Raw genomic sequence first — 23,463 nt, forward strand, 5'->3', positions numbered from 1 at the left:
TGGGTTTATTATATCAGAACATCCAGGCTTTAATTATTTCTGGATATTTAACTTTCATTAAGCTACTAGGCGACGAGGGAGGAATCGCTATCAAGCATCAAACCGGATTTCGACTAAAGTTAGGACGTTGAATACCGGATCACCCCCGATGTTTTTATCCCTTGAATAAATTGGGCTGGGGTAAACCTATAAAAGCGCGAATGATATTGGCGGTTTCTTGATGAGTTTGCCAACTGGAACTCACCCCCTCTAAAGGGATAAATCCTCCATTCTTTAAAAATAAAACAATCTGAAAGTCTTGGGGAATATCTCCCTCCCAAGTACGAGATTCTATTAAAATCTCTCGGATTTCGGCGAGGGAATATTCAATCCGTTTAGAAGCGATCGCCCGATCATACTTCAAAATCAGGCGATCGCACTGTTTATCCAGGGTACAAGTTACCACAGGGCCCCAGCAAACTAAGGTAAAATTTCCCATCCCAAGGGTCAACAATAACAGTAAAGGTATCCACCACAGATGAACAATCCAGGTTAAAAAAGAACCGACTGCCAGCAACAAAAACGGCAGTCCCAGAACCAAACCCCCAGAAATCAGCCAGACGAAATAAGGGCGATGTCGGAGTTGGAGTTGCGTCGGGGTTTTTTTAATAACAATCATCTCATGTACCTGTTCTTTCATCTCACAGAGGACAACCCTCCTCCCGGGGTTTACATTCTTCCATCCTAGAGATTCCCCCGGCGAGTACCCCCCTGAGTTATTTTAAACTTCATCGACTTCTCATCGACTTTGGGAACGCTGCCGTTTAAAATCAGGGTGGTGTCTTCCGGTTTCGCCATTATGCCCCGATCCCTAAAGGTGCGTCCTTCCTGTATTTCTACCCTCAAATCCTCATTATTACGTCATGGGTTTCCCAGTCAAAAAATCCTTGCGGAAGAGTTGGGTTTTGCCCAATCTACGGTGAGTAATTTCCTGAATGGTAAACCTGTAGATTTTGCCAATTTTATCGAACTCTGTCGAGTTTTGGCGCGAGAATGGCGGGATATTGCAGATTTTGAGGATAATTCTTTACCTCTCCCCGAATCTCCCCACTCTTGGAAAATTTTAATTAGCGATCGCGCGCCTTCTTCCCTCTCGCTGCAATTTTACCAGGGGTTAAGTACAGCGGGGCATGAGGTAATTTTACCCCAAGCAACCCTGAACAAAACTTCATCCCTACAAGACTATACCCTTGCCCTAGAATCGTTTGATTATCTACTCTTACTCTTATCTCCTAACAGCTTAGAAAGCGAATTAGTGTGGGAACAAGTCCGACAAGGGCGAGAGTTGCAGAGAATGAATCCGCAAAAACTGGCGATATTACCGATTTATCAAAACCTAGGACAGCCCCCAGGGATTCCTTTTGAATTACAGCATTTATTAGAAGGAATTCAACCCTGGCAATGGCGGCATGACGGGGATACAAATGCGATGATTTCTGACTTAATTAGCCTCTTAGGCGAAGGACGTATTGCGTTAGGTTCGGGTTATCCTTGGGCAGTTCAAGGCTTACCTCGGACTCTGAATCATTCATCCGGGGCAATTGCCGAAGTTCCCCTTCCCCTTGCCCCTCCAGAATTGCCCGAGGGACAGGTAGAAATTGCTTCTACCTTTTATATCAATCGCCCTCCGATTGAATCCCGCTGTTATGAAACTATCACCCAACCGGGGGCATTAATCCGCATTAAAGCCCCGCGACAGATGGGCAAAACGTCATTAATGGCGCGAATTCTCCATCATGCCGAACAAGAGGGTTCGCAAACCGTGGCGGTGAGTTTGCAACTGGCCGATCGCCGGGTATTTAGCAGTTTAAATACCTTTTTACAGTGGTTTTATGCCAGCGTTAGCTTGGAGTTGGACCGATTAGATTTAGAACGATTGGCGAAGTATTCCCAATTAGCAGAGGCGATCGGCAGTAACCAAAGTTGCAAAGCCTATTTTGAGCAATATTTACTCCCGGAACTCAACGGTCCGTTGACCCTAGGATTAGATGAAGTCGATCGCCTGTTTGAATTTCCTGAGATTGCCGATGATTTTTTTGGCTTATTGCGATCGCTACATGAAGAAGCGAAACGGCGAGATATTTGGAAACAGTTCCGCTTGATTGTCGTGTATTCCAGCGAAGTTTACATCCCCTTAGATGTCAACAAATCCCCCTTTAATGTGGGATTGCCCATAGAATTACCTGAATTTACTCCCGCCCAAGTCACGGAATTAGCCCAACGGCATGATCTCCAGTGGCATAGCAATCAGGTGGAAACATTAATGGAATTAGTCGGGGGACATCCCTATTTAGTGCGATTAGCCCTCTATCATATTGCCCGAAAAGATGTAACTCTCACTCAATTGGTGCAAGAATCACCGACAGAAACAGGATTATATGGGGATCACTTGCGTCGGCATTTGTGGAATTTAGAAAAATATCCCCCTCTAACTCAAGCCATGAAAGCGGTAGTTGCCCAGGTAGATCCAGTCCGCTTGCCTGGGGAACAAGGGTTTAAATTGCAGAGTATGGGATTAGTCAAAATGAGGGGCAATGATTGCACTCCCAGATGTCGGTTATATGCCGAGTATTTTGGCGATCGCCTTAAAGATTAGAATCCCTTGGGGATGGGGGAAAACGGGGACGGCGATCGGCTATTCTGGATGCCAATGCGTTCCGTAAAACCGCCCATGTCCTTTTCTTACTCTCGCACAATTCGCTTTGCAGATACTGATGCTGCTGGGGTCGTCTATTTTGCCAATCTTCTCTCCATCTGCCATGAAGCATACGAGGCATCCCTGATGGCAACGGGGATAGAGTTGCGAACTTTTTTTAATAACCCCAAGGCTGCCATTCCGATTGTTCATGCCGATATTGACTTTTTTCAGCCCCTGTTTTGTGGGGACGAAGTGGCGATCGCCCTGACCCCTCACGCCCTTACTGGCGATCGCTTTGAAATTACCTACGTGATCCAGGCTGCCTCAAAGCCTAAAGAACGCCCCCTGGCAAAAGGGCGAACTGAACACGTTTCCATTGATCCCCAACTGCGAACCCGCCAACCCCTGCCTCGGGCAATGATTCACTGGATCGAGAGTTGGTCCGAGTGAGGGTAAAATTTTAAAAAATTCACAAAAATTTGTAAATCTTAATACGGTTTTAATCAAAGTTTAATATTATAACTATATCTCAATAAGAACACCGTGGACTCGACAGAGCGCCCACGATACTTTCCTTGTAGAACACTTAGCAATAATGAAAATCGAACAAGAACTTTACGAACAGATTCGGCAATTAGGCTATTGGGACCGGACCGATCGGATTAATGAGAGTAACGAGAGTCAGCCCTTAGCAAGGGCCTGGTCAAATCCAAATACCACTGCTGCCCCAGAAACCATGTTTCAAATTGTCTGGTTACTCAGTTCGAGTAAAAGACGGCAACGACTCAACCCGATTGATGTACGAATTTTAGATCGGGCGGCGGCGGATTTGGCCTACGATCGCCGAATTGTGCCGTCTAATCAGTCCTATGTAAAATATCTTTGGGAACAGGTTTATCACATGGAATTTCCCCATGTGATGCGGGAAAATTAAGACCATTCCATTACTTAAAGTGACCCTTTAATCTCCTTTTGAAACCCGAATATTGCCTTTCAAATGGGTTTTTGTTTACGGTGTCACCTGATGGGAGAGTTGAATTAAAACCATTTCTTGAACGAAACTTCTGGATATTTTCCCCCGATTATTCCGAGGCAAACTGTCTATTTGTACCCAATATTTAGGACGCTTAAAGGGTGATAAGGTAGCGGTGAGTAACGAGGCGATCGCCTCCGACTCCACTACGCCCTTGGGAACATAAACCGCTGTCACCACTTGGCCCCAATCGCGATCCGGTACAGCGATCGCACAGACATCTTCAACCAAACCAGTCCCCAGAATCGCCGCCTCCACTTCTGCCGGGTAAATATTTTCACCCCCACTAATAATTTTATCGCTGTGGCGTCCCACCACAGTTAAATACCCCGCTTCATCCATAAACCCCAAATCATCGGATTGAAACGAATTCAAATCCGAGGAAAATGAGGCTAAATTTTCCCTAGGATAATACCCCTTTGCTAGAGAATCAGCTTGGATGGTAATCATCCCCGTTTTACCCACTTCTAACGCTTCCCCTTCAAGATTCGTAATCGTAATTTTGGCATGAGGCAACAATCGCCCACAACTCGGATTTCCTGCCAGAAACTCCGCCGGTTTGAGGGTAACAATTTGGGAAGCAGTTTCCGTCATGCCGTAGGTGGGAGAAAGGGAAATATTGTACTGTCTCGCCCGTTCCATTAATTCCGGCCATGCCGGTGCACCTCCTAACAAAACTGTCTGAAATCGTGACAAATAATTGATAGATTCGGGAGTATTTAAAAGTCTATTTAATTGAGTCGGAACTAGGGAAATAAAAAACTCTTCCGGATTGATTTTAGAAGCCGTTTGCTCTACAATGCTTTTATAATCAAAAATATTTATAAACCTTCCTCCGGTGGTGAAAGACCGGAGAAATTGCATCAAACCGCTGACATGAAATAGGGGTAAAACACAGCAGGAATTAACCTCAGTGAGTTGGAAATACTGGGTAAATCCAGCCACCGATGCCATCAAAGTGTCCCAAGTATGAATCGCAAAGCGCAATTGACCCGAAGAACCCCCGGTGGGAATCATAATTCCCGAGGGGACAGTATCCGGGGGATTTTGACAAGCCTTTCCGGGAAAGTCCTGCCCCTGATGCCATATTCGGTCCGGTTGAATCTGTTGGATAGCCGACTGCCATTCCTGATCAACCCAGTTAGGATTGCCTAAAAACAGGGGACACTCAGCGGCAACCGCTGCAATAAAACCCGCTAAAAATCTGACTGGATCTCGTTCTGCTAGTAACAGAGTCTGGGGAATTTTACCCTGGGTTAATTGGGAAAAGAACTCCCAGGCAGTCGTCCCTAAAGGTCCTGGTTCTTCCTCCATCCAGGGGATTAAATCTGATTTTGACCAACCCAGCCCCCCTGCCTGAGTTGGGATAGCACCTGGTTTAATTGTGGGGAAGGTTCCCCAGAAAAACTCTACCATAAGTCTTCTAAAAATTTCTCCGATTCCAATAAATGATCCACCCCGAACCCGAGGGCCCGTTGGCTAGAATGTTGAATTTCTCCCGCTAATTTCAAAGCTACTTTTCTGCCAACTTCTGTCTCAAATACCGAAGAGAAAACCGCATCAATTTTGTTTAAATGGCAAAACTGCCGCAATTCCGAGGGAGAACCGGCGATACAGGGTTTAATCACATAAATTCCCCGCCAACCTTGGCGATAGACGGATTGCATTTGGGGCAAAGTAGCGATGGATTCATCTAAAGCGATCGGCGTTGAAAACCGATCAAGCAACCCCACCATCGCCTCCAACTCCGTCACCGGCAGAGGTTGTTCCAAATATTCCAGGATTCCGCCGAGTTGATCGCAGATTTGCAGCCATGCTTCAGCCTCCGCCAAACTGAGTCCCCCATTGGCATCGAGGCGGAGGGAAACCGGGTGATCGCCAGTGGCTTGCTGCAAGGCGATCGCCAGTTCCTGCAAAATGCGTACTTCTCGCTGAAATGGCAAGACACCAATTTTCCATTTAAAAGTGCGATATCCTTGCATCCAGAGGATTTGACGCCCGAGTAAAGCCCCTTCTCCCCCGGGTAATAATCCGCTATAGTTTGATCGGGAGGAGGGAGTTTGGTCTTCCGAAAAAGCCGATTTGAAGTCAGTTTTTAAGGTAGCAGATTCCCAGGCTGATTCTAAGCCAAATTGACAAGCGGGTAAGTTTGGGGGAAGGGAAAAAATAGTGCGATCGCTAATCACATCCGGCAGGTTACGACAATAGTCTAAAGCTTCTAAGAACGTTTCCGAACCAAACCAGCCAATGGGTGCAATTTCACCCAAACCGATCTTCCCGTTATCAGCAGTTAGGCGCAGAATAATTCCCTCCCGAATTTCCCAAGTCCCATGACTGGTTTGTAGAGGGCGTTTAAACTTGCGTTGATAGGGACGAAACTCGAATTTATAATTCATAATATGATGCGGTTGCCATGAAAGAGGGAGGAAAGTATCAGCCAGTGGGGGACAGCTATCCCATCCGTTTCACCGAACCCCTCCTCATGAAGGGGTGATCACCCTAACCTGAAAAGAATTTTATCACTGATTTGAGATAGGCAGAGGGATTTTCCAAATGGATAGTATGCCCGCTATCGGGGATAATTTCCATTTGGGCAAGGGAACAGACTTGGGTAATTTTATGATTAATTTCTTGAAATTTCTTATCCCATTCTCCCACAAGTAACAGCAGGGGAACGGGTTCAGACGCCAGCATTTCCCAGAGGGAGGGTTGCCTGCCGCTTCCCATCTGTCGCAGCGAAATTGCTAAGGTTTTGGGCTGATTTTGCAACCGATTCTGGAAGAGGCGATCGAAGGAAGGGTGATGGCGAAGTGACTCAAACAAGGGTTGCTGATACCACTGACTTAAAAATGAGTAAAAATCGCCCGTTTCCAGTTGGTGGGCGAGAATTTCATCCCGATGACGACGTTGCGATCGCCCCTCGGCAGACTGCAAACCTGGTGAAGCGGATTCTAAAATCACTTTTTCAAAGCGTTCCGGGAAATGTAGGGTTAAATACAATGCCAATCGCCCTCCCATTGAATATCCCAGTAAATAACACCGTCCAATTCCTAACTCATCTAATAACTCAATTAACCCTTGGGCTGTCTGAGACATTTGATAACATTCATCTCCGCCAAAAATTCGAGTTTTCCCATGCCCAGGCAAATCTACGGTCACACAGCAAAATTTATCGGATAGATGCTGAATTACTTCAAAAAAATTATCACCCTTACCCATAAAGCCATGCAAAAATAAAATTAAAGGGTTTTGGGTGTTTCCGAAAATTTCATAATTAAACTGATACAAACTGGGCATTTTTATCAACATGAGGGGGACAGAAAAACCGTCCCCCACCCCTATTTTAAAATTTGATGACCGGCAAATATCCTTACAGAATAAATCCCAGACCTAACAATAACCCACTCCAAAAATGAACGGCGATCGCAATAAATTTGCAGTTACTCACTTGGTCAGGACTGTCATGATAAGTAGCAACATGACGGCAAAGTTTCAGACTCGAAGGCAACCCCGCAAAACAGAGTAATGTCCAAACTGGGAAGCTACCCATCGTCACCAAAACCCCTGTAATCGCGAAAATACTCCCACAAAACCAGGGCAAGAGTTGAGCACCTCGCAGAGTCCCCATGCGAACCAAAGGCGATCGCTTCCCGGCGGCTAAATCATCCTCCACCTGGTGAAAATGGGAACAGAATAACACCAAAGTGGTCGCAATTCCCACCACAAGGGAAGCCAATATACTCAGGCTGGACCAACTTTGGACTTGACTATAATAAGCCGCCGAAACCCCCAGAGGACCAAAGGCAAAAAAACAGAGAAATTCCCCCAATCCTTGATACCCCAATCGAAACGGGGGACCCTGATACATATAGCCCAAGACACAACAAAGCAGAATTAACCCCAGGACTGTTAAATCTTGTTGCCACCAACAAATTGCGCCAATTCCTAAAATACCCAGGGCTAAGCACAAGTTTCCGGCCCAAAAAATCAAAGATTTATTTCCCGTTAAATTAACTAAAGAGTGCTGCTTTTTTTTGTCAATTCCCGTGTCGGAATCAAATACATCATTGCTAATATTTTCCCAAGCCAAAATTAAAATGGCCGAACTAATAAAGGTGGAAAATATCGACCAGTTCAGGGAATGATGCTCATACCAAGCCACCGCAGTTCCCACCCAAATTGGCATAATTGCCACACTATACATGGGAGGTTTAATAGCAGCTAACCATAATTTGTAATTCGAGGGCTGAATGGTCTGAGTTGTCATTGATTATTCCTATTATTCTTCCAACCAGCCCCATCATTTTACGATGGAGGATAGAAAAGTCTGAGAGGATGAAATAAAAATTAAGAATTAATACGCAATCCGGTGGTCTCCTACGGAATCCGGTTGTCAAAGGTCTGTAAAAACCCCCACCCTTGAGGGTGTGGGTTTTTACGATAACTACCGGATGGGACCCTATCCCATCGCTGCGGACAAAACAGCCGATCGCCGCTGTGTCACCACCAATTGAAAATTAGCCGAGGGGACAAAGGTAATCCCCCGACGGTGAGGGCGAATCGGACCTTTATCGCACAGGGCCAATTCATAGCGAGAGAGGACCGTTGCCAGGACCAACTTCATCTCATACATCGCTAGGGCCATACCGATACAACTGCGACTCCCACCGCCAAAAGGAAAATATTGATAGGGTGAAAACTTGCGATCGCAAAACCGCTGAGGCTTAAATGCCAACGGTTCCGGATAGACATCCGGACGCCGATGGGCTAAATAAATGCAAGGAACCAACACCGTCCCCGGGGCAAATTCATACCCCTGGATTTCCACCGATTCCTTTACCACCCGAGGTTGAGAAATTAAGGCGATGGGATACAGACGGAGGGCCTCTTGACAAACCGCTTGCAGAAAGGGCAATTGCGCCACTGCCATCGGGTTGGGGTGACTTCCCAGACTATCCAGTTCCGCCACCAACTGCGATCGCACCTCGGAATCCTGATGAATCCAATAAAACGCCCAAGTCAGGGCCGATGCTGTCGTATCATGACCCAACAACAGCAGGGTAATCAACTGATCGCGTAATTCCGCCTCCCCCATTCCCTCTCCCGCCTGATCTTGCGCCGACATCAGCATGGAAAGGACATCACTGCCATCAGTTTGACCCCGGCGATCGCGGATTTCTGCATAAATTAACTCATCAATTTGCTGCTGTTGGCGCAGAAATTTCCCCCAAGGACTCCAGGGACCCAAATCTTGCTGTAACGGATTCCAAAAAAATTGCACCGAGTTGAGGGTAGAGTTCACCGACTCTAAAAACGGTTCAATCAGGAGTTCGAGTTGGTGGGCACGTTCCCCTGGGTTCATGCCAAACACCACCCGCAAAATCGTTTTGAGAGAAATCGACGACAGGGCCTGACGCAGATTCAGATTAGAACCCGGTTGCCAATGGGCGATCGCCTCCGCTGTAATATCACAAATCTGGTTGCCATAACTTTGCAACCGTTCCCCATGTAAAGGCGGCATCAAAAGCTGGCGCGTTCCTTGATGCTTGGCCCCATCCTGCATAATCAGGGATTGAGACCCAGTGAGGGGGCGAAAGGGGTCGGTGATTTTGCCTAACTCAAACGCCCCTGCCGCCGAGGTAAAAATCTGTTGAATCCCCTCTGGATGACTCAAAAACACCACCGGAGGAGAGTTTCCCCCCAATAAATGCAGGGTGAAAGGGTCACCATAGCGACTGGCATTCCGTTCCAGATAAGCCACTGGATTGGCAATCATTTGTAGCGCTTGCAGAAAAAACGGTATCCTAGGGCCTGCTGGCAACTTCATTGAACCCCCTGTAAATCCCTCAGTGACATACAATGCTGAGAATGCGGGATCTATTTTACCGGGTAGATGTCCCCATCAAGTGCGCGTGTACGATTCAACCGTGCGATGGTTAGATAGATAGGAGGTACTTTTGAGGGTACCCTCCGCAAACCGGGGGCTATTTCCCCCAACCAGCCCAAGAAGCCATCCTTTTCTCCATGCTAGTTGTACCGTCTGATACCAACATGAAGCCAGACCGCAAGGATCTTTATCAGTTCCTTGTCGCTTGTCAGCAGGTATCCGTTGAGAAAGAATGCCCCCAGATTGCCACCCTATCCCTGGAACTTCCCCCTCTGGACCCCCTAGCGGTATGCCAAGCGATCGCCCAACCGGAGGACCCACATTTTTATTTTGAAAATGGCAATAAAGGGGAAGCGATCGCGGCGATCGGGGCGGCGATCACCTTTCATGTCCCCTCGGGTTCCTCGCGATTTGTTAAAGCGCAAACCTTTATCCAATCCTGTCTGGCCAATACCATTACCACCGGGGCCACCGACCTCCCGTTTGCCGGACCCCACTTTTTTTGTAACTTTACCTTTTTTGACGACCTGCGCCCCCCAGAATCAGCCTTTCCTTGCGCCACGGTGTTATTACCCCGTTGGCAAGTCGCCCGATGTCACAACCGTTCTGTGTTCGTCGCCAACTTTTCCCTATCGGCCCGAGATAATATTAAAGCCTTACATCAAGATTTATGTAATAAACTCACCCAAATTCGGTGGGCCAATTCTCGCTGGCTAGATCCGGTAAATTTTCCCAACCAATCTTTACAGAAACACGATTTTAAACCCACGGACAATTTTAGAAAATCTGTTTATTCCGCCCTAAACCGGATTAACAACAAAACTTTAAATAAAATCGTTTTAGCCGATGCCATTGATTTAAACTTTCCCCTTCCCATCAATTTGGTTAAATCTCTCAATAATTTACGCCGACTTTACCCCGATTGCTACACCTTTGCCACGGGAAACGGTGGCGGCACCAATTTTATCGGGGCCAGTCCAGAACGCCTACTTGCCATTTATAATCACCAATTAATCACCGATGCCTTAGCCGGTTCTGCCCCGCGAGGTAAAACATCCGGAGAAGATGCAGAATTAGCCAAACTGCTGTTATCCAGCAAGAAAGAAATTCATGAACATCGAGTGGTGATTGATTTTATCTGCGATCGCCTAACCCATTTAGGGCTAACTCCCAACATCCCCCCACAATTGTTGTTATTACAACTGTCCAATATTCAACATTTATGGACACCCATCCAAGCCACCTTACCCCCCGGCATTCATCCCTTAGACATTTTAGCTGACCTCCATCCCACTCCCGCCGTTGCTGGCGTTCCTCGGGATACCGCTTGTCAAGAAATTCGCCGGTATGAAGCCTTCGATCGCGGCTTATATGCCGCCCCATTAGGCTGGATTGATGGCTATGGTAACTGTGAATTTATTGTCGGCATTCGGTCGGCTTTAATTGAAGGCGATCGCGCCCGATTATATGCCGGGGCCGGAATTGTTGCCGGGTCGGACCCAGACAAAGAATTAGCCGAAGTGCAACTGAAGCTCAAAACTCTGTTAAAAGCCTTAGTTTAACCTTAATCACCGGGACCATCAGGATTCCTTTTCCCCTTAAGAATGCCAATAGATTTCCGCAATACTAACACCGTTTGGGCTTCTATTTTAGCCGAAACATTCCAACGCCTCGGATTAACTACCGCTATCGTCTGTCCCGGTTCCCGTTCCACCCCTTTAACCGTAGCCTTTGCCACTCATCCGCACATTGAAGCCATCCCCATTTTAGATGAGCGATCGGCCAGTTTTTTGGCATTAGGACAAGCCAAACAAACCGGCAAACCCGTTGTCCTAGTTTGCACCTCCGGAACCGCTGGAGCAAATTTTTATCCTGCAATTATAGAAGCAAAAGAAAGCCGCGTTCCCTTATTAATTTTAACCGCAGACCGGCCCCCAGAACTGCGCGATTGCCATTCCGGTCAAACCATTGACCAAATTAAACTGTATGGACATTATCCCAACTGGCAAACGGAATTAGCCACGCCCTCTTTAGAACTAAAACAACTGCGCTATCTCCGCCAAACCCTAATTCATGCTTGGGAAAAAACCTTATTTCCCGTTCCCGGTCCCGTCCATTTGAATCTCCCGTTTCGCGATCCATTAGCCCCTTTCCCGGAACCCCAAGCCGCCGATTTAGCAGCAACCTTCCAACCCGAAGAATTCTTTACCCATCTCCCCCCATCTCCCCCATCCCCCCTATCTCCCCCATCCCCCCCATCCCCTCTCCAACAATGGCAAAACTGCCAACGGGGAATCATCATTGCTGGCATCGCCCAACCCCAAAATCCTAGAGACTATTGTCAGGCGATCGCCCATCTTTCTAAAACCTTAAATTGGCCGGTACTTGCCGAAGGATTATCCCCCCTCCGCAATTATGCCGACCTCAACCCCTATTTAATTTCTACTTATGATTTTATCCTCAGAAATCCCATAATTGCCGAAAAACTCACCCCAGAAATGGCGATTCAAATTGGTGAATTACCCACCAGCAAAACCCTTCGCAGTTGGCTAGAAACCACTCAACCTTTAACCTTTTTAGTCACCGAGAGCGATCGCAACCTTGACCCCCTACATGGCCACACGATTCCCTTACGAATGGCGATCGACTCCCTTGCCGCCAGCTTAAATCCCATCCCCCCAAATCCTTCCCCCACCCTCTATCTACAACAATGGTGTAATTCAGAACGCCAAACCCGAGAGAAAATCGATACCACCCTATCATCCATTCCCCACCTAATTGAACCCAAAGTCGCATGGCTGATTTCTCAACATTTACCCCCAGAAACTCCCCTGTTTATTGCCAATAGTATGCCCGTCCGAGATATCGAATATTTCTGGAAACCGGGTAACCGCCATATCCGACCCTTTGTCAACCGAGGCGCAAACGGCATTGACGGAACATTATCTACCGCCTTAGGCATCGCCCATCGCCATCAAAGTAGCGTCATGTTAACGGGAGATTTAGCCCTTTTACATGACACCAATGGATTTTTAATCCGTCAGTATTTTCAAGGACATTTAACAATAATTTTAATAAATAATAACGGCGGTGGCATTTTTGGAATGTTACCTATTGCTAAATTTGACCCCCCCTTCACCGAATTTTTTGCCACCCCCCAAAACATCAATTTTGGCCGGTTATGTGCCTGCTATGATATTGAATATCAGAGGATTGAGTCTTGGCAGCAATTACAATCCCTGTTAAATCCTTTACCAAGTTCGGGTATTCGAGTCCTAGAGGTAAAAAGCGATCGCAACCTCGATGTTAAATGGCGACAAGACCAATTTCAACGCTTTGCAGAAGCGATTTCATCACCCTTATAGAAGCTGTAGGTTGAATCACCCTAGCACCTGCTCCAACACTGCCGCCAACTGTTGATATTGCTCAAAAATATTATAAATCTGAGCTGAAATTCGTATGACTCGTTGGGGCGATTTCGGCCAAGGCATCACCTGTAATTCAATCTGATGGCGATCGAACAGTTGATCATGTAATTCGTCGGCGGATCCATCAGGAATTGGAATACAAGCCATCGATCCAATTAAGTCTGAGGGGGCCGGTATTTCGACTCCCAGAGTTTCGCAAAGCATCTGCCTTGCGGACAAAACGAGCTGATGGTTTCTTAACATTAATTCGGCCCACCCCCCAGGCAGGAGGGACCCCATAAACTGAATAGCCGCAGGAACGGCTAAATAAGCCGAGGGGTCCCCAGTTCCGGTCCAATCAAATTCCAGTTGGAAGCGAGATTTATCAGTCCGGGGGGAATTGGCCCCATGACTGATGGTAAGGGGTCGAATTTGCTGCTGGCGATCGCCCCGAACGTACAAAAAGGCTGCCCCTTTTGGTGCAGACAACCATTTATGACAGTTGCCGCTATAGTAGGTCGCCCCAATTTCTGATAAGTTCAGAGGTAGCATCCCGGGTGCGTGTGCGCCATCAATCAGAGTATCAATCCCATATTGAGAAAGCTGCTGAATGAGTTCCTCAATGGGAAAAATTAATCCAGTTTGGCTACTAATATGGTCTAAGAGAACGAGTTTGGTTTTTTCGGTGACCCGTCCCATGACCGCATCGACAATCTCCTGCTGGTCCGCGAGGGGGAAGGGAACTGGGGCCACCACAATTCGGGCATCAGCGCGATCGGCAACAAATTCTAAGGCGTTGCGACTGGCGTTGTACTCATGGTCCGTAGTCAGTAACTCGTCTCCGGGGTTAAACTGGAGCGATCGCAGCACAGAATTCACACCCGTTGTTGCATTGGGCACAAAAACCAAGTCCCGCCCATCTACCCCGACAAATTGGGCTAACTGTTCCCGCGCTTGATCCAGAAGTGGCTCAAATTCGCGCACGAAAAACCTTACAGGTTCCCGTTCTAGCTGCTGCCGCACCTGTTCCTGGGCTTCTAACACCGGAAAGGGACAGGCCCCAAAAGAACCGTGATTCAAAAAAGTGATCTGCGGGTCTAGGGACCAATACGCCGAAAATTCGGTGGGTCTCGGCCCTTCTAAATTCGTGTTTTCCAACATAATCTTCTATATTTTTAAACCTTGAATCTGAAGAGATTAGATTGGAATTCAATCTAATCTCTTCAGTCCAAAGTCTAAAATTAATAAACTCCCCGGGTAGGATTCGAACCTACGACCAATCGGTTAACAGCCGACCGCTCTACCACTGAGCTACCGAGGAACGTTTCGGTTTGCTTGGCTCACCGTTATTAATAATACACATACCTTTCGGATTTTGGCAACCCCTTTTCCAAAAATTTTTGATTTTTTTTTGAACGTGGGGATTTATTCTGATTGGGTATAGGTGGCGATCGCCTCTCAAGTCAACGGGCCATAGAGTTTTGACCCCCCTACAAACCCCGTCGCAACTGAGCGAGTCGCTGTTGGGCTTCCGCATCCAGTCCCGAGACCAGAAACCGGCTAGAGGGTTGGTTGCGGGTTTTCTGTTTACTCCGGCAACGGCGTTCCGTCGCTTCTATCGATTGGGCGAACTGAAGCGCTGACATCCATTCGGCCCCATATCCTAAAACCGTTTGCTGTTGAGCCCGATCAGAGGTCGCCACAATTAACCGGCGATGGAGGTTTCCCAAATTTCGCCGAAAGGTGGCACAGGTTTTTTCAATATAGGTATCTGCGGTTTGCCCAAAGTCGGTGTAGCAGACGGATAAACTTTTCGATATGACTTCGGTATAGCTTGGCTCATGCCGAGAATGAGCATCAAAAACCACCAGAGTATCTAATCCTTCAAAGGCGCTGTAGTTGATCAGCGACTCGATTAGTTCTCGGCGGGATGCTTCTAACCCGTCCAAGTCTCGCTTGGTTTTGAGCTTCGACCATAGTCCTATGATGTTGTATCCATCCACGAGCAATAAAGGTCGCGCTGAGGAGCGTGGCATGGCGTTATCTTTACATTTGTTTACTATTTACTCAGAATCAGACTAGGTGCTTCGCATTTTATCATTTTTTGTCCTAATCCAAACTTAAATTTAGTTTAAAATTTTAAAACTAAACTAACGCCAAGCATAACAATATCTTTCCAAGGGGAAAGGACCGCGACTCCTAAAAGTAGCAGTCACGGCCCTCGGTATCACTCTAAGTCCTCAGATTCCATCAACCGTTGGATCAGAGGCTGTGGATTTCCCTGCGCGACCATCCGACCCCGCTCCAGCAGGAAAGCCCCATCGCAATAGGCTAATTCCTCAAAACGATGGGTGACCCACAGCGCCGTTAAACCTCGGCTTTTGACCAACCGTTGGACTTGAGCCACCAGGTCTAACTGACTGTCTGGGTCTAGTAAAGCGGTTGGCTCATCTAACAGCAGAACCTCGCAATGGCGGGCGATCGCCCCAGCAATAGCCACCCGCTGCTTTTGACCTCCACTCAGAGCATAGATCGGACGTCGTTGCAGAGCGAGTAAGTTGACCGCTGTGAGGGCTTCTTCCACGCGATGGCGAGTTTGAGCCAGGGTGAGATTTTCCTCCACCAACCCAAAGGCGACATCGGCTCCGACTGTGGGCATCACTAACTGATGATCCGGGTTTTGGAACACGAACCCCACCGGACGAGAAATGGAAATTTGACCATCCCGAGGGGTGAGCAAACCAGCCAGTAACCGGAGTAACGTGGATTTTCCACTGCCATTGGTCCCCAAGAGCATCCAAAATTCGCCCTGGGGAACTGCCAAGGAGCAGGATTTTAAAACCTCTGTTCCAGAGGGCCAGTTAAAGCAGAGGTCCTGCACAACGATCGCCCCAGGGCGATCGTCACTGGGAGACTGGGGGTTCATTGACTCAGGGATTCCACCAACGCTGCAAATCCAGGCGCTTTGCCTGCCGCCGCCGCACCAGACTTTTCAGAGATTTGCACCGCTGTGAGCTGATTAATAAAGACGGCGATTTTTTTCTCGGGCATTTTCTCGCAGGTGAGTTCCAAAATCTCAGAACTCCCTGAGCGCATCGCTCCGACCACCTGCTGGTAGAGGGTCTCGGCATCTTCGATAGTCTTCCGTTGCACCGATAGAGGTAAAGGGGTGTGTTTCAGGGTTAAGTCAATCGTAAACATGATTTGTGGCAAAGTTCATTGGACCGCACCTTTCTAGTATCCCAAAATCTCAGCATTCCGGGGATGTCTGGAAATGAACGACCCAAATTAACTGGCGATCGCCCCCCTATCCCTGCCCGGTTTCTGCTCACTGTGGCCCTCCCCAAGGCCAAACCCAGGGAATCAAGTGGGCTGCTGGCATCACCCGTTCTAGAGAAAAGTCCCCTCCGTGAGCCCCACCCCCACCTCCAAACCCATAGCGTCACTCTTCATAAAATTTTTAGATGAAAGGGTTTAAAAATTTTCAGGTTTCCCCCTATAATGAGAAACATAGTAAAGAAACGTAAACTCTTGAACCGCGATCGCCCATTTTCTGCTATGGCTGGCAGAAACCCAGGACGAAAACGCTCATAAAGAGTTAAGCGTAGTCATATTTAATTTGGAGATTTTGCGTTATGACGATTGCAGTCGGACGCGCACAGGCAGAGCGGGGATGGTTTGACGTCCTCGACGACTGGCTAAAACGCGATCGCTTCGTCTTTATCGGTTGGTCTGGCCTATTACTCTTCCCCTGCGCCTACCTCGCAGTGGGAGGCTGGCTGACCGGCACCACCTTCGTCACCTCTTGGTACACCCACGGATTGGCCTCCTCCTACTTAGAAGGTTGCAACTTCCTCACCGTGGCTGTTTCTACTCCCCCCAACAGTCTGGGACATTCCCTACTGTTCCTCTGGGGTCCTGAAGCTCAAGGGGACTTCACCCGGTGGTGTCAACTTGGCGGTCTGTGGACCTTCGTCGCCCTACATGGGGCCTTTGGTCTGATTGGCTTCTGCCTGCGTCAGTTGGAAATTGCCCGCTTGCTCGGGATCCGTCCCTACAACGGACTCGCCTTTACCGGACCCATTGCGGTGTTCGTCAGCGTGTTCTTGATTTACCCCTTGGGTCAATCTGGCTGGTTCTTTGCTCCGAGCTTTGGCGTCGCGGCTATCTTCCGCTTCCTGTTGTTTTTCCAAGGGTTCCATAACTGGACCCTCAACCCCTTCCACATGATGGGAGTGGCTGGTATCCTCGGTGGTGCACTGCTGTGCGCCATTCACGGAGCCACCGTGGAAAACACCCTGTTTGAAGATGGCGAAGGTTCTAACACCTTCCGCGCCTTTGAACCGACTCAGGCGGAAGAAACCTACTCGATGGTTACCGCTAACCGTTTTTGGTCCCAAATTTTTGGGGTCGCTTTCTCCAACAAGCGCTGGTTACACTTCTTTATGTTGTTCGTCCCAGTCACCGGCTTGTGGATGAGCGCGATCGGGGTCGTTGGCTTAGGTTTAAACCTACGTGCCTATGACTTTGTTTCTCAAGAACTGCGGGCTGCTGAAGACCCGGAATTTGAAACCTTCTACACCAAGAATATTCTTCTGAATGAAGGGATTCGGGCTTGGATGGCTCCCGTGGACCAGCCTCACGAAAACTTCGAGTTCCCTGAAGAAGTTCTACCTCGCGGTAACGCTCTGTAGAAAATTTAATTGCAGATTTTTGATTTTGGATTGGATTTAATTCCCCTCTAAAACCTAAAATCTAAACAAGCGATATCATCTGTTGTCGATCGCAAAAAGAGGTTCTCATCCGTGCAAACATCTTTCAATAGTTCGATGGTCATGGGCGGACGTGACCAAGAAACCTCCGGGTTTGCCTGGTGGTCTGGAAACGCCCGTCTGATCAACTTATCCGGGAAACTGCTGGGCGCTCACGTTGCTCACGCTGGATTGATTGTCTTCTGGGCTGGAGCGATGACTTTATTTGAAGTCGGTCACTTCATTCCTGAAAAGCCCATGTATGAGCAAGGCTTAATCCTTCTGCCTCACCTGGGTACCCTGGGCTGGGGTGTAGGTCCGGGCGGAGAAGTCATCGATACTTTCCCCTACTTTGTTATTGGTGTTCTGCACCTGATTTCTTCTGCCGTTCTCGGTCTCGGTGGTATCTACCACGCCGTTCGCGGACCGGAAACCCTGGAAGAATACTCTTCTTTCTTCGGGTATGACTGGCGCGACAAGAACAAGATGACCACCATCTTGGGCTTCCACCTGATCGTTCTGGGATTGGGTGCCCTGTTGCTAGTGCTCAAAGCCATGTTCTTTGGTGGGGTGTATGACACCTGGGCACCCGGTGGCGGTGACGTGCGGGTGATTACGAACCCAACTCTGAACCCCGCTGTGATCTTCGGTTATCTAGCCCGGTCTCCCTTCGGTGGCGAAGGCTGGCTGATCGGTGTCGATAACATGGAAGACATCATCGGCGGTCATATTTGGGTTGGCTTTACGTGCATTATTGGCGGTGTTTGGCACATCCTCACCAAGCCTTTTGGTTGGGTGCGTCGCGCCTTCATCTGGTCTGGAGAAGCTTATCTGTCCTACAGCTTAGGTGCTCTGTCCTTAATGGGCTTTGTAGCTGCTTCCTTCGTTTGGTTTAACAACACTGCTTATCCCAGCGAATTTTACGGCCCCACCAACGCTGAATCTTCTCAGGCTCAAGCCTTCACTTTCTTGGTTCGTGACCAACGCTTAGGTGCCAACATCGGTACTGCTCAAGGCCCCACGGGTCTGGGTAAATACCTGATGCGCTCTCCTACTGGGGAAATCATCTTCGGTGGTGAAACCATGCGCTTCTGGGATTTCCGTGGCCCCTGGTTGGAACCCCTCCGTGGACCGAATGGCTTGGATCTGCGTAAGCTGAAAAATGACATTCAACCCTGGCAAATCCGTCGGGCTGCTGAGTATATGACTCACGCTCCTAACGGTTCCATCAACTCTGTGGGTGGGATTATCACTGAAGCTAACGGCTTCAACTATGTGAATCCCCGCGCTTGGTTGGCTGGTTCTCACTTCATCTTGGCCTTCTTCTTCTTAGTGGGTCACCTGTGGCACGCTGGACGCGCTCGCGCCGCTGCTGCTGGATTTGAACGCGGTATCGACCGTGAAGATGAGCCAGTGTTGGCCATGACTGAACTCGATTAATTTCTTCTGAATTGAAGGAATGAATTTCGAGTAATCAGTTCATCATTAAAGGCTCCTGCATAAAGCAGGAGCTTTTTTGTTAGGAAGATAGTTTTAAAGTGTTAGAGAAGTGGGATTTGCTATTACAATAAAATAAATGGCACTGCTGTAGATTTACAGATTGCCATTTAAAAATTTAACATTTAACCGGATATTATTTATGTCTAATTCTGATTTATTTGATGACCTGGAATGGACGGAAGAAGCGAAAGTTAAGCTCAAGAATATTCCCTATTTCGTGCGATCGCAGGCAAGACAGCGAATCATCCAGTTGGCGCGAGAAGCCGAACTGGATGTCGTGACGCCGGAGATTGTGGAAAAGGCGCGGGTGGAATTTGGTCAATGAAGGATGGTGTTAGGGTTTTTCCATCCGGACTCGATATCCACCATTGCTGGTTTGGTTTGACGCATTAATCGTTTCCCAAATTGGGCATAAAGCGCCGGAATTACTAACAGCGTTAAGGCGGTAGAGGTGAATAAGCCCCCTAAAACCACAATGGCTAAGGGTTGTAAAATTTCATTCCCTGCGCCGGTGGCGATCGCCAAGGGAAACATTCCCAAGGCAGAGGTTAAAGCGGTCATCAAAATGGCATTCACTCGGTCGAGGGAACCGTTGATAATCACCTCTTTCAAAGGCATTCCCTCAGCAAATTTTGTGTTGTAATTATCCACCAGTAACAACCCATTGCGGACTGCTACTCCAAATAGGGTAATAAATCCAATCAGGGAGGCAATGGAAATTACGCCGCCGGTTAAGGCAATGGAGATGATTCCCCCGACTAAGGCTAAGGGTAAATTCAGCATAATTGCGATGGTTGCCGGGAGCGATTTAACGGAGAAAAACATCAGGATAGCAATCGCGACTGCTGCTAAAAGGCTAAACCACAATAAGCTATTACTCGCCCGTTGTTCTGATTCAAATTGTCCGCCATATTGGATAAAATATCCCTGGGGTAAGGTCACTTTTTCCCGAATTTGCTCTTGAATATCGCCGACGACACTGCCTAAATCTCGATTTGCCACATTCGCCGAAACTACAATTAGCCGAGAGACATTTTCCCGATTGACTACATTTGCTCCCATGCCATAACTTAAACGGGCAACATTTCGGAGGGGAATTGTCTCTCCCGTTGGGGTAGAAATGGGAATTGCGCCCATTGCATCTAAGCTGTTGCGCCCCGTCTCAGTCAGGGTGATAAAAATATCAATCAGTTGTTGATTTTCTGGCACTTGAGAAACAACTCGACCATTGAGGGCAGTTTCCACAACTTCTGACAATTGTTCCATTGTTAAACCATAAGTTGCGGCAGCTTGCCGGTTGTATTCAATTTGGACTTGGCGAATGGGAAGTTGCGGTTCTAGTTGCAAATCAACTACCCCAGAAATCGGGGCGATCGCATCTCGAACTTGTTCACCAATGCGGCGCAGTTCCTTTAAATCTGGACCAAAAATTTTGACGGCGATCGCACTTCTGACTCCCGAGAGGACTTCATCCATGCGGTGAGAAATAAATCCGCCAATATTAGGCGCAACACCCGGTAATTTTAAAAAACTTTCGCGCAGTTGTTGAACACTGGTTTCTCGGTCTTTTAACGCTAAATCACTGAGTTCTACATCGACATGAGCCATGCTTACCCCCGCGCCATCGGCATCCCCGGGAGTCCGTCCGGCGCGAACTTGTACCCAGTCATAAAGGGGATTGTTTTGCAGGGATTTGGATAGGGCGATACCGGCGCGATGGGTCATATCTAGGGAAACTCCGGGATATAAAACCATTGAGTTAACCATTGATTTTTCCCGAAATTCCGGTAGGAAAACTTGTCCCAAGGAGGGGACAATCGCCAGGGTTGCTACTAAACTCGCGAGGGCGATCGCTAGAATAATTTGGGGGGCGCGTAAGGATAGATTCAGCAACGGGCGATACAATCTTTCCGCTAATCGGGAAACAAAAGTCCCTTCCTGGGGAAGGGTTTGATTCGCTAACAGAATGGCGCAAAGGGCCGGGGAAAGGGTCATGGCGACCAGGGTTGAGGCGGCGATCGAGAGTAAATAAGCCAACCCCATTGGCACAAAAATCCGTCCTTCCACCCCCGTTAAACTAAAAATAGGCGCAAAGACAACAATGATAATCACTGTGGAGAAAACCACCGCCAGTCGGACTTCAACGGAGGTATCATAAACCACTTGAAAGGGATGTTTCGGATTACCTTGCGCTTGATTCGTGCGGAGTCCCCGATAGCAGTTTTCCATATCAACAATGGAATCATCTACGACGGAACCAATGGCAACGACTAATCCTCCCAACGTCATGGTATTAATGCCCAAGCCCAAGGCTTTCATGAACAATAAGCCAATGACTAATGAGAGGGGAATGGCACTTAAGGTAATCACTGCCGTGCGCCAATTCATCAAAAATAGCAGCATAATCACGGAGACAATGATAATGCCTTGAATCAGAGAACCGCTAACATTACTAATCGCGGAATCAATAAAATTCGATTGGCGAAAAGTGCGGGCAATTTGGATATCGGCGGGAAAGGTTTCCTGGAGCGATCGCATCCGGGATTCTACTGCTTTGGTGACCGTGGGAGTATCGACATTAGGCTGTTTATTAATCATCATCACCACAGCCGATTCTCCGTTAAAACTAGCATCGCCCCGTTTTAGGGCTGCTCCAGTTTTCACCTCTGCCACATCTTTAAGTAAAATCGGGGAGCCTTCTTGGACTTTGACTACCGATTGCTGTAAGTCTTCGATGGATTTAATCTGACCGATTCCTCGGACTAATAATTCTTGACCTCCACCAATCAAAAACCCACCCGGGGCATTGGAATTAGCGCCTCTAGCCGCTTGAGCAACTTCCGTTAAAGACACATTCAGCGATCGCAATTTTGCCGGATCAACGAGCACTTGTTCCTGCCGTTCGTCACCGCCATACACCGTAATTTGGGTTACCCCGGGAACCGATAAAAGTTGCTGGGTGAGGGTAGTATCCACGAAATGCCGGAGGTCCATTAAGGAAGTTTCCCCTCCTTCCGTGACGGTAAATGCATATTGCAAAATCGTCGCTAAGGGGGAAGCTAGGGGGGAAATTTCAGGGGGATGTGCCCCTGCCGGAAGTTGATTGGTAATCTGTTGAATTCGTTCAGTAACCGCTTGCCTTGCCTTATAAATATCGGCTTGGGAGTCAAATACCACTTGAACCATTGAGAGTCCAACTTTGGAGGACGATCGCACCGTGGTGACTCCCGGTAAACCATTAACCGCGCTTTCAATGGGAACCGTAATTTGCGATTCCACCTCCTCTGGTGCCAATCCCGCTGCTTGAGTTTGAATATCAACTTGAGGCGGTGCAAATTCGGGAAAAACATCCAAAGGCATTTGGGTAATGCTGAAGATTCCCCAAATGGTAATACAGATAGCACTAACAACGATTAACCACCGTTGAGCAATGGAGTTTTTGAGGGTAAGATTGAGAAGTGAATTTAACATCTGCCTACTTAACGATCTCCTTGGTTATCGGAAAGGCTGCTGTTTTTTTTGCGGGAACTGACTAAGGCGATCGGGGTTGCCACGAGAAGGATAGCGATCGCAATGCCGACGAACCAACCCATCGGAAATGTGCTTTCGGTTGGGGTAGTTTCTAGGGGTTGTTGGGCGATTTCCAGGGGTTGGGGTGTCGAATCCTCAATCAGGGATGTACTCTGGGTGGCGACGGGTTGTGGAGTGGCGGCAGTCTCCGGGGATTGGGTTTTGCGAGATTCAGCATAAAGAGACAAACTGCCTTGGGTGACGAGATTTTCCCCTACGGATAACCCCTCCATGACTTCAATCAGTTCCCCTTGGGTTGCGCCGGTGGTAACGGGAACAGGTTCATAGAAGTTTTCATATTGGACAAAAACGAGTTGCTGATCGTCAGCATTGACTAAGGCGGTGATGGGGATTAAGGTGCTGGCACTACCATCTGCCGCTGGGGCGATCGGGGTAACCACAATACCTAACATTTGGTCGGTTTCCGGGTTCACTGCTACCCGTTCAATCCCGCCACTGGATTGGAATTCATCCCCATGTCCCACATGAGATAAAGCTGGTTTGGGGAAGGAGAAAAGAACCGTTGTGATTAAAACAGCGCGAATTAGATATTGATGTGAGTAACCCATGATTCACTCCTGTAGGGGATAACAATCTTCCATAGTTTGGCAAAGGGTAGATGAAATTGAGATGAAATG

Annotated in this window: 20 protein-coding genes and 1 tRNA gene; 8 read left to right on the top strand and 13 right to left on the bottom strand. The window is 48.0% G+C overall.

Features of this window, described 5'->3' with window-relative positions; genetic code table 11:
• Positions 1-154 precede the first annotated feature (154 nt).
• Positions 155-679 carry a hypothetical protein gene (locus NG792_RS00330; RefSeq protein ID WP_261234061.1) on the bottom strand — a complete coding sequence of 175 codons (525 nt, stop codon included), beginning with the start codon at positions 677-679 and terminating at the stop codon, positions 155-157.
• Positions 680-838: 159 nt separating this feature from the next.
• Between NG792_RS00330 and NG792_RS00335 the strand changes: the two genes are divergently transcribed.
• The 3 genes from NG792_RS00335 to NG792_RS00345 all read left to right on the top strand — a co-directional run bounded on the left by NG792_RS00335 (position 839) and on the right by NG792_RS00345 (position 3,611).
• Positions 839-2,635 (top strand): AAA-like domain-containing protein, encoded by a 1,797-nt coding sequence (locus tag NG792_RS00335; protein WP_261234062.1) that lies wholly within the window; start codon positions 839-841, stop codon positions 2,633-2,635.
• Positions 2,636-2,710: 75 nt separating this feature from the next.
• On the top strand, positions 2,711-3,127 hold the full coding sequence (locus tag NG792_RS00340; RefSeq protein WP_261234227.1) for an acyl-CoA thioesterase: 417 nt from the start codon (positions 2,711-2,713) through the stop codon (positions 3,125-3,127).
• A gap of 145 nt (positions 3,128-3,272) precedes the next feature.
• A complete protein-coding gene (locus tag NG792_RS00345; protein ID WP_261200212.1) occupies positions 3,273-3,611 on the top strand; it encodes a hypothetical protein in 339 nt (112 codons plus the stop codon).
• Between the two features lie 75 nt (positions 3,612-3,686).
• On the opposite strand, the gene NG792_RS00350 is transcribed toward NG792_RS00345, so the two are convergent.
• From NG792_RS00350 to NG792_RS00370, 5 genes are all read right to left on the bottom strand, one after another.
• Positions 3,687-5,126: a 2-succinylbenzoate--CoA ligase gene (locus NG792_RS00350; RefSeq protein ID WP_261234063.1), complete on the bottom strand. Its 1,440-nt coding sequence runs from the start codon at positions 5,124-5,126 to the stop codon at positions 3,687-3,689.
• Positions 5,120-6,106 carry an o-succinylbenzoate synthase gene (locus tag NG792_RS00355; protein ID WP_261200210.1) on the bottom strand — a complete coding sequence of 329 codons (987 nt, stop codon included), beginning with the start codon at positions 6,104-6,106 and terminating at the stop codon, positions 5,120-5,122. The genes NG792_RS00350 and NG792_RS00355 overlap by 7 nt, the downstream gene beginning before the upstream one ends.
• Positions 6,107-6,209: 103 nt before the next feature.
• Entirely contained in the window at positions 6,210-7,019 is an 810-nt protein-coding gene (gene menH, locus NG792_RS00360) for a 2-succinyl-6-hydroxy-2,4-cyclohexadiene-1-carboxylate synthase (RefSeq protein ID WP_261234064.1), read from the bottom strand.
• 61 nt (positions 7,020-7,080) lie between these two features.
• Positions 7,081-7,977: a 2-carboxy-1,4-naphthoquinone phytyltransferase gene (gene menA, locus NG792_RS00365; protein ID WP_261234065.1), complete on the bottom strand. Its 897-nt coding sequence runs from the start codon at positions 7,975-7,977 to the stop codon at positions 7,081-7,083.
• A 192-nt stretch (positions 7,978-8,169) separates the two neighbouring features.
• The gene (locus NG792_RS00370; RefSeq protein WP_261234066.1) at positions 8,170-9,537 is read right to left on the bottom strand and encodes a cytochrome P450; all 1,368 of its coding nucleotides are present in this window, start codon (positions 9,535-9,537) and stop codon (positions 8,170-8,172) included.
• Positions 9,538-9,734: 197 nt separating this feature from the next.
• Here NG792_RS00370 and NG792_RS00375 point away from each other — a divergent pair, with 197 nt between their 5' ends.
• A complete protein-coding gene (locus NG792_RS00375; RefSeq protein WP_261200207.1) occupies positions 9,735-11,159 on the top strand; it encodes an isochorismate synthase in 1,425 nt (474 codons plus the stop codon).
• Positions 11,160-11,201: 42 nt separating this feature from the next.
• On the top strand, positions 11,202-12,962 hold the full coding sequence (gene menD, locus NG792_RS00380; protein WP_261234067.1) for a 2-succinyl-5-enolpyruvyl-6-hydroxy-3-cyclohexene-1-carboxylic-acid synthase: 1,761 nt from the start codon (positions 11,202-11,204) through the stop codon (positions 12,960-12,962).
• Positions 12,963-12,977: 15 nt separating this feature from the next.
• On the opposite strand, the gene NG792_RS00385 is transcribed toward menD, so the two are convergent.
• The 5 genes from NG792_RS00385 to NG792_RS00405 form a co-directional block, all read right to left on the bottom strand.
• Positions 12,978-14,165, bottom strand: coding sequence for an aminotransferase class V-fold PLP-dependent enzyme (locus NG792_RS00385; protein WP_261234069.1), 1,188 nt, complete (start codon positions 14,163-14,165; stop codon positions 12,978-12,980).
• Between the two features lie 88 nt (positions 14,166-14,253).
• Positions 14,254-14,325: transfer RNA gene (locus tag NG792_RS00390), tRNA-Asn, on the bottom strand.
• A 169-nt stretch (positions 14,326-14,494) separates the two neighbouring features.
• Positions 14,495-15,040 (bottom strand): NYN domain-containing protein, encoded by a 546-nt coding sequence (locus NG792_RS00395; protein ID WP_261200204.1) that lies wholly within the window; start codon positions 15,038-15,040, stop codon positions 14,495-14,497.
• A 191-nt stretch (positions 15,041-15,231) separates the two neighbouring features.
• A complete protein-coding gene (locus NG792_RS00400; RefSeq protein WP_261200203.1) occupies positions 15,232-15,930 on the bottom strand; it encodes an energy-coupling factor ABC transporter ATP-binding protein in 699 nt (232 codons plus the stop codon).
• Positions 15,927-16,205, bottom strand: a complete 279-nt coding sequence (locus NG792_RS00405) for a UPF0367 protein family (RefSeq protein ID WP_261200202.1) — start codon at positions 16,203-16,205, stop codon at positions 15,927-15,929. The genes NG792_RS00400 and NG792_RS00405 overlap by 4 nt, the downstream gene beginning before the upstream one ends.
• Before the next feature lie 434 nt (positions 16,206-16,639).
• Here NG792_RS00405 and psbD point away from each other — a divergent pair, with 434 nt between their 5' ends.
• The 3 genes from psbD to NG792_RS00420 all read left to right on the top strand — a co-directional run bounded on the left by psbD (position 16,640) and on the right by NG792_RS00420 (position 19,580).
• Positions 16,640-17,698, top strand: a complete 1,059-nt coding sequence (psbD, locus tag NG792_RS00410; protein ID WP_261200201.1) for a photosystem II D2 protein (photosystem q(a) protein) — start codon at positions 16,640-16,642, stop codon at positions 17,696-17,698.
• A 135-nt stretch (positions 17,699-17,833) separates the two neighbouring features.
• Positions 17,834-19,195 carry a photosystem II reaction center protein CP43 gene (gene psbC, locus NG792_RS00415; RefSeq protein WP_261201797.1) on the top strand — a complete coding sequence of 454 codons (1,362 nt, stop codon included), beginning with the start codon at positions 17,834-17,836 and terminating at the stop codon, positions 19,193-19,195.
• Between the two features lie 199 nt (positions 19,196-19,394).
• Positions 19,395-19,580: a PCP reductase family protein gene (locus NG792_RS00420; RefSeq protein ID WP_261207836.1), complete on the top strand. Its 186-nt coding sequence runs from the start codon at positions 19,395-19,397 to the stop codon at positions 19,578-19,580.
• Here the strand turns inward: NG792_RS00420 and NG792_RS00425 are convergent.
• Positions 19,574-22,726, bottom strand: a complete 3,153-nt coding sequence (locus NG792_RS00425) for an efflux RND transporter permease subunit (RefSeq protein ID WP_261234070.1) — start codon at positions 22,724-22,726, stop codon at positions 19,574-19,576. The genes NG792_RS00420 and NG792_RS00425 overlap by 7 nt on opposite strands.
• An 8-nt stretch (positions 22,727-22,734) precedes the next feature.
• Positions 22,735-23,394: a permuted SH3 domain-containing protein gene (locus tag NG792_RS00430; RefSeq protein WP_261234072.1), complete on the bottom strand. Its 660-nt coding sequence runs from the start codon at positions 23,392-23,394 to the stop codon at positions 22,735-22,737.
• Positions 23,395-23,463: the final 69 nt, after the last annotated feature.

It is taken from the genome of Laspinema olomoucense D3b, from assembly GCF_025370785.1.
GTDB lineage: Bacteria > Cyanobacteriota > Cyanobacteriia > Cyanobacteriales > Laspinemataceae > Laspinema > Laspinema olomoucense.